This is a genomic window from Enterobacter sp. CFEC122 (assembly GCF_052983755.1).
This window is the reverse complement of record NZ_JBRIQR010000015.1, coordinates 120178-127729: the sequence shown is the minus strand read 5'-3', so window position 1 is coordinate 127729 and position 7552 is coordinate 120178. Positions and strand designations below refer to the sequence as shown.

Annotated in this window: 6 protein-coding genes; 3 read left to right on the top strand and 3 right to left on the bottom strand. The window is 49.9% G+C overall.

The window, feature by feature from the left end:
- Positions 1–345, bottom strand: a 345-nt coding sequence (locus tag ACVCAM_RS12830; RefSeq protein WP_447093607.1) for a DUF4225 domain-containing protein, incomplete at its 3' end; no start/stop codon positions are given.
- Positions 346–709: 364 nt separating this feature from the next.
- On the opposite strand from ACVCAM_RS12830, the gene ACVCAM_RS12825 reads away from it, so the two are divergent.
- Entirely contained in the window at positions 710–1699 is a 990-nt protein-coding gene (locus ACVCAM_RS12825) for a 2-hydroxyacid dehydrogenase (protein ID WP_008502392.1), read from the top strand.
- 20 nt (positions 1700–1719) lie between these two features.
- Here the strand turns inward: ACVCAM_RS12825 and ACVCAM_RS12820 are convergent, their stop codons facing one another.
- Entirely contained in the window at positions 1720–2925 is a 1206-nt protein-coding gene (locus tag ACVCAM_RS12820) for an MFS transporter (protein ID WP_021241320.1), read from the bottom strand.
- A 454-nt stretch (positions 2926–3379) separates the two neighbouring features.
- On the opposite strand from ACVCAM_RS12820, the gene ACVCAM_RS12815 reads away from it, so the two are divergent.
- Positions 3380–4051 (top strand): MgtC family protein, encoded by a 672-nt coding sequence (locus ACVCAM_RS12815; RefSeq protein WP_025911395.1) that lies wholly within the window; start codon positions 3380–3382, stop codon positions 4049–4051.
- Between the two features lie 252 nt (positions 4052–4303).
- Entirely contained in the window at positions 4304–4738 is a 435-nt protein-coding gene (gene uspF / locus ACVCAM_RS12810) for a universal stress protein UspF (RefSeq protein ID WP_025911398.1), read from the top strand.
- A 117-nt stretch (positions 4739–4855) separates the two neighbouring features.
- Here the strand turns inward: uspF and ACVCAM_RS12805 are convergent, their stop codons facing one another.
- Positions 4856–7438: a bifunctional diguanylate cyclase/phosphodiesterase gene (locus tag ACVCAM_RS12805; protein WP_025911400.1), complete on the bottom strand. Its 2583-nt coding sequence runs from the start codon at positions 7436–7438 to the stop codon at positions 4856–4858.
- Positions 7439–7552: the final 114 nt, after the last annotated feature.

Here is a 7552-nt window from a genome sequence, read left to right as displayed (position 1 = left end):
CACTTGCGCCCCACCGGCAACGAAACCGATCTGTTTAAGCGCTAAAGTCGTCGTTGTTGTTCGGTTTTTTTCAACAACAATAAATAACTTAGCTTTATTGAAGGTGAGTAAATCATCCTGTTCCTTAAGATGATGTATCTGTTCATCAAGTAATTGAATCCCGCCTGACCAGGTCAAGCAATGCGACTCGATCTCCCTTCTCAGGTGAGCAACAAGTTGTTGAGTTTCAAAAAACATACCAGCGGTACCATAAAGCAAATGCTTTGTGGCAATTCGCTGCGCAAGATTTTCAATCTCTAAGACTTTCTCTTCGAAATGACTTTTATCCCGATTATGGTTGTACATTCGGTCTCCCTGTCATTTTAAAATGATATTAATAATACTACCTTCGATGTTAGGACATTCAAAGAGCTACGTCATTTTAACAGCTAAAGGTAGTCACATTTTCAAGCATTGGGAAACCACTTACCCAAACATACGCACTTGTTGTGACTTTAGTCTCCCCCATAGCCCCCTTAGAGTAAAACAAGCAGACATGTCGCTGGTGTCAGTCCCGCTTAAGAAATCGGTGGATATGAATATCATGGAGTTAGGGTGCACATATGCTCTAGAATAATTGATAGAACTTATTGAATTCAATAATATTTTAGAAATTGTAAGATAATTTTAATCATGCTAACGTGAATGCAAAATCACTGGAGAAAGTCTTATGAAACTCGCGGTATACAGCACAAAGCAGTACGACAAAAAGTATCTGCAACATGTTAACGAGGCTTACGGGTTTGAGCTTGAATTTTTCGACTTTCTGCTGTCCGAAAAAACCGCCAAAACGGCGCACGGCTGTGAAGGCGTCTGCATTTTCGTAAACGATGACGGCAGTCGCCCGGTGCTGGAAGAGTTGAAAAAACAGGGGGTGAAGTACATCGCCCTGCGCTGTGCGGGCTTCAACAATGTGGACCTCGACGCGGCAAAAGAGCTGGGTCTGAAGGTGGTGCGCGTTCCGGCGTACTCCCCGGAAGCGGTGGCTGAACATGCGATTGGCATGATGATGTCCCTCAACCGTCGTATTCACCGCGCTTATCAGCGCACCCGTGACGCCAACTTCTCGCTGGAAGGGCTGACCGGCTTTACCATGTACGGCAAAACCGCTGGCGTAATCGGCACCGGTAAAATTGGCGTGGCTGCCCTGCGCATTCTGAAAGGCTTTGGCATGCGTCTGCTGGCATTCGATCCGTACCCAAGCGCCGCAGCGCTGGATCTGGGCGTGGAGTACGTCGACCTGCCGACCCTGTTCTCGCAGTCCGACGTGATTTCCCTGCACTGTCCGCTGACGCCGGAAAACTACCACCTGCTTAACCAGGCGGCGTTTGACCAGATGAAGGATGGCGTGATGATCATCAACACCAGCCGCGGCGGGCTGGTTGATTCTCAGGCTGCTATCGAAGCCCTGAAGACCCAGAAGATTGGCGCGCTGGGGATGGACGTGTATGAGAACGAACGCGATCTGTTCTTTGAAGACAAGTCTAATGACGTCATCCAGGACGACGTGTTCCGTCGCCTCTCTGCCTGCCATAACGTGCTGTTTACCGGTCACCAGGCGTTTCTGACGGCCGAAGCGCTGATCAGCATTTCAGAAACCACGCTGGGGAACCTGCAGCAGCTGGAAAAGGGCGAAGCGTGCCCTAACGAGCTGGCTTAAGTGCTACGCCGGGTGGGCGGCTAAGCCTCACCCGGCGCGTTTGTTTCCCAGCTCCGGTGCGCAACGCGCCACCAGAGCAGGACGGCAGCCAGCGCAATCGCGCTCAGGACACTGAATGCCGTCGCAAACGAGTAATGACCGGCGATCGTCCCGGTTAATGCCGGACTCATGGATGCCCCTACTCCCTGCATCAACATCACCACGCTCTGCCCGGCATTGACGTGCCCGCTTCCGCGCAGCAGCACCACAATAAACGACGGTACGACGACCCCCAGGATCCCGGCGGCCAGGCCGTCGAGAATTTGTACCGGGATCATCATTAACGGCGCATCCGTGGATGCCGCCAGCGCCGCACGCACCGGCATAACCAGCAGCGCCAACATAATCAAGCGCCAGTAGCCATAGTGTTCGATCCGGCGCGAGGCCCAGATGGCGACGGGGATCATCACGGCCTGAGAAATGATGACGGTACCTGCCGCATACAAACCGGGGTTGATCGCGGCAGGTGCCGCGGCAACCCTCATGCTCAGCATCGGCAGCAGCGCGGCGTTCGCCAGGTGGAACAGCAACAGCGTCAGCCCGGTCACAAACAGCGCCCGGTTTTTCATCAGCACCGCAAAACCGGGGACCGGCAGGCTCGCTGAAGAGGACAGCCCGCGCGCCGCGTCGTTATCGATATCGCTGTTGCGAATGGCAAGCAGCGCACACAGCGTTAGCAGCGTGGTGCTGGTCATCAGCAGGAAAATCCCGCCCACGCCCCAGTACCACGCAATGCCGCCCGCGATCAGTGCTGTAACAAAATTGCCGCCGTGATTGAACGCTTCGTTTCTACCCATCTGCGCGCTGAACCCGCCCTGCCCGGTCAACCCCAGCGTAATCCCGGCGATTAACGGCCCGACAAATGCCGCACAGATACCGGTGACGACTTGCGACACGGCGACAACGCTGCTCTGCTGGCTAAACCAGAGCAGAAGCGTGCTGAGCGTGATCAGAATGCACAGTAGCGCGAGCACAGCGCGCTTGTTGCGGGAGGTGTCGGTGATGAACCCCGCCGGCAGCGTGGCCAGTAACCCCGCCAGCCCGCCGGCCGTCATCAGGATGCCGATATCATCAGGGGTCCAGTGGCGTTCGGTCAGGAAAATACCGAGGAAAGGCCCCAGACCATCACGAACATCAGCAATGAAAAAACTTGTCAGGCATAACGCCCGCAGCGAACGAAGAGACATACTTCCTGCCTTGCCTGTTATTGCCTGAAATAAGCAAAATGCAGTATACCGGGTATTTTTGAAAATCAGATGACGTCTGAAAAATATTCCCTGCAAACTTAAACAATACATCAAGGGCGCTGTTTTTTTACTTTACTCATTATTGCGCCTGCTTATACTGGCAAAAAATTTCACAGGAGTCCTTCGTTGGAAAGCCATTTTATCGTTGATACGAAGGTAAGCTGACGCGATTTTCTCGCTGCTTACCTTAACGGTGGGCAGCAATCCTCTTGACGTGATTGCATCCCAATACATTAAGAACGACCAAATTTGTGGAGCATCGCGATGTTCATGTTTAATCATTCACTCTTTCCGCCGCCCTCGCGCTGACATGCTTTGCGTTTTAACGGCGTCATACTGTGCTTTGTGAAGCGCTGACGCTTATCGTGTAATCATGTTAACAGGCGACAGGCTGATGTTCCCTTATATCTCTCATCTGCTCGCAGCGATGCTGCTGGGCGCAATTATTGGCGCGGAAAGACAGTGGCGCCAACGTATGGCCGGGCTTCGTACCAATGCTCTGGTTGCAACGGGTGCGGCCGTGTTTATTTTAAGTTCCCTCTCGACGTCACCCGATAGCCCGGGGCGTATTGCAGCGCAGATTGTCTCCGGAATAGGCTTTCTTGGCGCTGGCGTTATTATGCGTGAGGGAATGAATATTCGCGGTCTTAATACCGCCGCGACGCTGTGGTGTTCGGCCGGAATTGGCGTGCTATGTGGATTAGGTCAATTCTGGAATGCTGGTATGGCCAGCGTGATTATTCTGTGCGCCAACATCCTGCTTCGCGAAGCTGCGCAGCGGATTAATCAACTGCCCGCGCTCCATGAAGGCGAAAAATGCTATGTCCTGAAAATCACCTGTGATGACGAGCATGAAGATGCGGTGCGGCAGAGTGTGGTCAACATGGCGAAAGAGTTGACGTTGAGTCTGAAAGCCATTTATTGCGATACGGCGCAAGCAGAAGGAAAAACTGAAATACGGGCCGAGGTAATGACCCGTGAGGAATACCGGAAATTACTCGAGCTAATTATGGGTAATATCGGCGGGAATAAAATTATGGCTTCCGTAAGCTGCCACGCAATATGAACACGATACCGGGCATTGCGCCCGGTTGAGGCTTCCCGTTTTGCAGAAATGGGCAGTGACATGGGCCGATGAATCCCAGGATGCCCCGTTCAACAAACGTTCTTTGTCACACTACTTGACGAATTCAGAGGCATGTTCGACCGGGCGAATATCACATAACCAAAATTTGTCCTCGTTATGACAGCCTGCTCTCTGTTTTGCAGGAATTAACGGCCTACTCTGAGTTGTGCAAAAAACACTCAGGAGGGGCACATGTACAACACCATTTTGGTTCCCATTGACATTTCCGAGGATAGCCTGACGCACATGGTTATCCCGTTCGTTCAGGCACACACCGCACTTAACACGGCCAAGGTTCACTTTCTTACTGTTATTCCATCGCTTCCCTATTATTCATCGTTAGGTTTGGCCTACCCCGCAGAAATGCCGAAGATGAAAGAATTCCAGCACGCTGCTTTAGCGAAACTGGATGAGATTGTTAAGCAATTCAAAATTCCTGCAGATAAGATACAGACTCACGCCGTGACGGGATCGCCTAAGGATCAAATCCTTAAGCTCGCTGACACGATCGGCGCCGACCTGATCATCATTGCCTCCCATAAGCCTGACATATCGACGTATCTGTTGGGTTCGAACGCTGCGGCAGTGGTGCGGCATGCGAAATGTCCTGTGCTGGTCGTTAGATAGAACGCGCTTGCGCCTCTGTATACGGTCAGATAGCAGATGACAAAAAACCGGGCGAGAAGCCCGGTTTTTCATTTTCGCTTCCCGGCGTAAAGCGTGCGAAGCTGATGGAAGCACAATTTAAAGATCTATTCTGTTTGCGTTTAAATTTAATTCCGTAATGGCGGCCGGTTTTCCAAGCAGGTAGCCCTGAACTTCATCACATTTATTTTTTTTCAGAAAAGAGAGCTGTTCGGCGGTCTCCACCCCTTCTGCGGTTACCGCCATGGAATAGGCTTTCCCCAGGTCGATAATTTTTTCCACGACTGACTGGTTCTGCGGCGAGTCCCCCAGGGTAAAAATAAAGCTCTTGTCGAGCTTGAGTCCATCAAACTGAAACTTCCGGAGATAGCTCAGTGAGGCATAGCCGGTACCGAAATCGTCAATCAAAATACGGACGCCCATTTTTTTGAGAGCCTTCATGGTCTGCAAGGTCTTTTCAGGATCGGAAAGCGTGACATTTTCCGTCACTTCTATTTCCAGTCGGTCAGGTTCTAGCCCTGTTTCATGCAGGATCTCTTTTATCCTTTCAGCAAGATCGCTTGCCTGGAATTCGATAGCGGAAATATTTACGGATACCGATAGTCCCGGTAATTTATCTTTCGTCTCCGCACACGCTTTGCGTATGACCCAGTTGCTGAGGTTAATAATCAGACCTGTTTCTTCAGCCAGCGGGATGAACTGATCGGGCATCATCGTCCCTCGGTGCGGGTGCTGCCAACGTACCAGCGCTTCGACGGCCTCTATTTTAGAATATCGGAGGTTATAACGCGGCTGGTACACCAGATAGAGTTGCTCTTCGCGAATCGCGGTTTTCAGTTCGAGTTCCAGTTTTCTCCGTTCAGTTAACTTTTCCGACATATCCGGGCGATAATAGACCCATCTGTTCCTACCGGATTGCTTAGCCTGGTAAAGCGCAATATCGGCATAGCGTAAAAGATCGTTTGCGCTGCTGCTATCCAGGGGAGCCAGCGCAATCCCCATGCTTACGCCTATTGCGACATCATTACCCTCAATGGAGAAAGGACGGTTTAGTTCCTGTACGATGCGGTGACACACCTCATCAATCTGGTCTTTTTGGCTGGTATTGCCGAGAAGAAGCATAAATTCATCCCCTCCCTGCCGTGCGACAAAATCACCTCGACGAACGCAATTTTTAAGACGTAGAGCGACCTCGCCAAGCAGCGCATCCCCCGTGGAGTGCCCAAAAATATCATTGACGGGTTTAAACTTGTCTAAATCGAGGCAAATCATGGCAAAGGGATAATGGTTAAGGTCTTCTTTAGCCAACTGGCCTGCCAGAAATTCCTTAATATGATAGCGGTTCGGCAGACCGGTTAATTCATCATGACGTGACAGGAACTCCACCCGTTTAGTTGCTTCAACTTCCAGAGAAACGTCGGTTGCCGCGCCTCGCAAGACCACCGTTCCATCAGGCTGAGCAGAAAGCTTTGCCAGAAGCGTGCAATAGGCCGTAGATTGTTGCGCATGAATATAAGGACAGTTTTTAAATTCAAAGCGTTCAGTTAATTCCCTGAGCCTCACACAGTTTTGTAATAATCCGCGTGACGCAGGAAAGAGTTCATCCAGCCTGCGGCCTATCCATTTGCTATTTTCATATCCCGTTACTGTAGAAAAACGACCTGAAAGCCAGGTTATCTTTAACGATAAATCTGTTTCCCAGAACCAGTCGCTGGTTGTTTCACTGACGTCCCGGAATCGTTTTTCACTGGTGATAAGATTCAACCGCGCCTGCTCGAGGAGAAAGGTATTTTCGTCAAGCATTCTCGCCTTCTGCATAATATGGCGCATGAGAATAACCGTCATCGATACCGTCAGAATAACTGAAAGAATGAGTAATGGTAAAAAATAAATAATCAATGCCTGGCCGGGATTTTCACCGTCCCAGATAATTTGCACATCACCATTCTGGGTGCTTAAGGTAAATTCTGTTTGATTGTTTATTTGAGAAGTGACTGCATCAGGTGACGTACGAACATTTTTAATACCGGCATCCTGCCCAATCGCGAGGAGTTTTTTAGCCGTTAACTTGTCTACAAACACCATTATCGACGGTTTCCCCGGCAAGGGTTGCACGCTCGCGTCATCGCCCGTTGTTATCCATTCAGCAGAAACAATGGCTGGAACGGAATCGATAAGCGTGAGCATAGAAACCGGCAATCCATTGTTAACGCTCACCTCACGGAGTAATCGCTCCTTGGTTGATTTATCTAACCAGCGCCCGAGATCCTGAAGCTTCAGTTTCCCGTCAAGCACGCTGTATCGCGTGGTTCCTTCCGGGGAGAGAATAAACACCCCTTCGTAGCCAAAGTTGTCATACAGGGACTTACCCAGGTTCTGCTTATCCCATGCCCAGTGAACGTCAGTGTTCAAATGAAGATGTTTGTAGGCATCTCCCCATTCAGCATTATCTTTCAAGTGACTTCGCATGCTTTCCTGGCGGGAATCCAGGGCTTTCCTTAACAAAAATTCATCGTGCTTATCGCTGATTTTATTAACATTATTTTTTATTAATAGCAGGGAAATTATTGCCGCAATGAAAATACTTATCAACAATGTCACTATATAGGTAAAGGTTTTATTTATCAGCCCCTTAGAAGGCTCGGCATCCGTAAAACCGGGATTGTTCAGAGGTAGGGTCATCATTCGCCTTCTTATACTGCTAATACGCCAATTTTTATGCCACCTTTATTTATCGGCAAAGAATAATAAAAATTTATAGTTAAAACCCTTAAGCTTAAAGAACATTTGATTTTT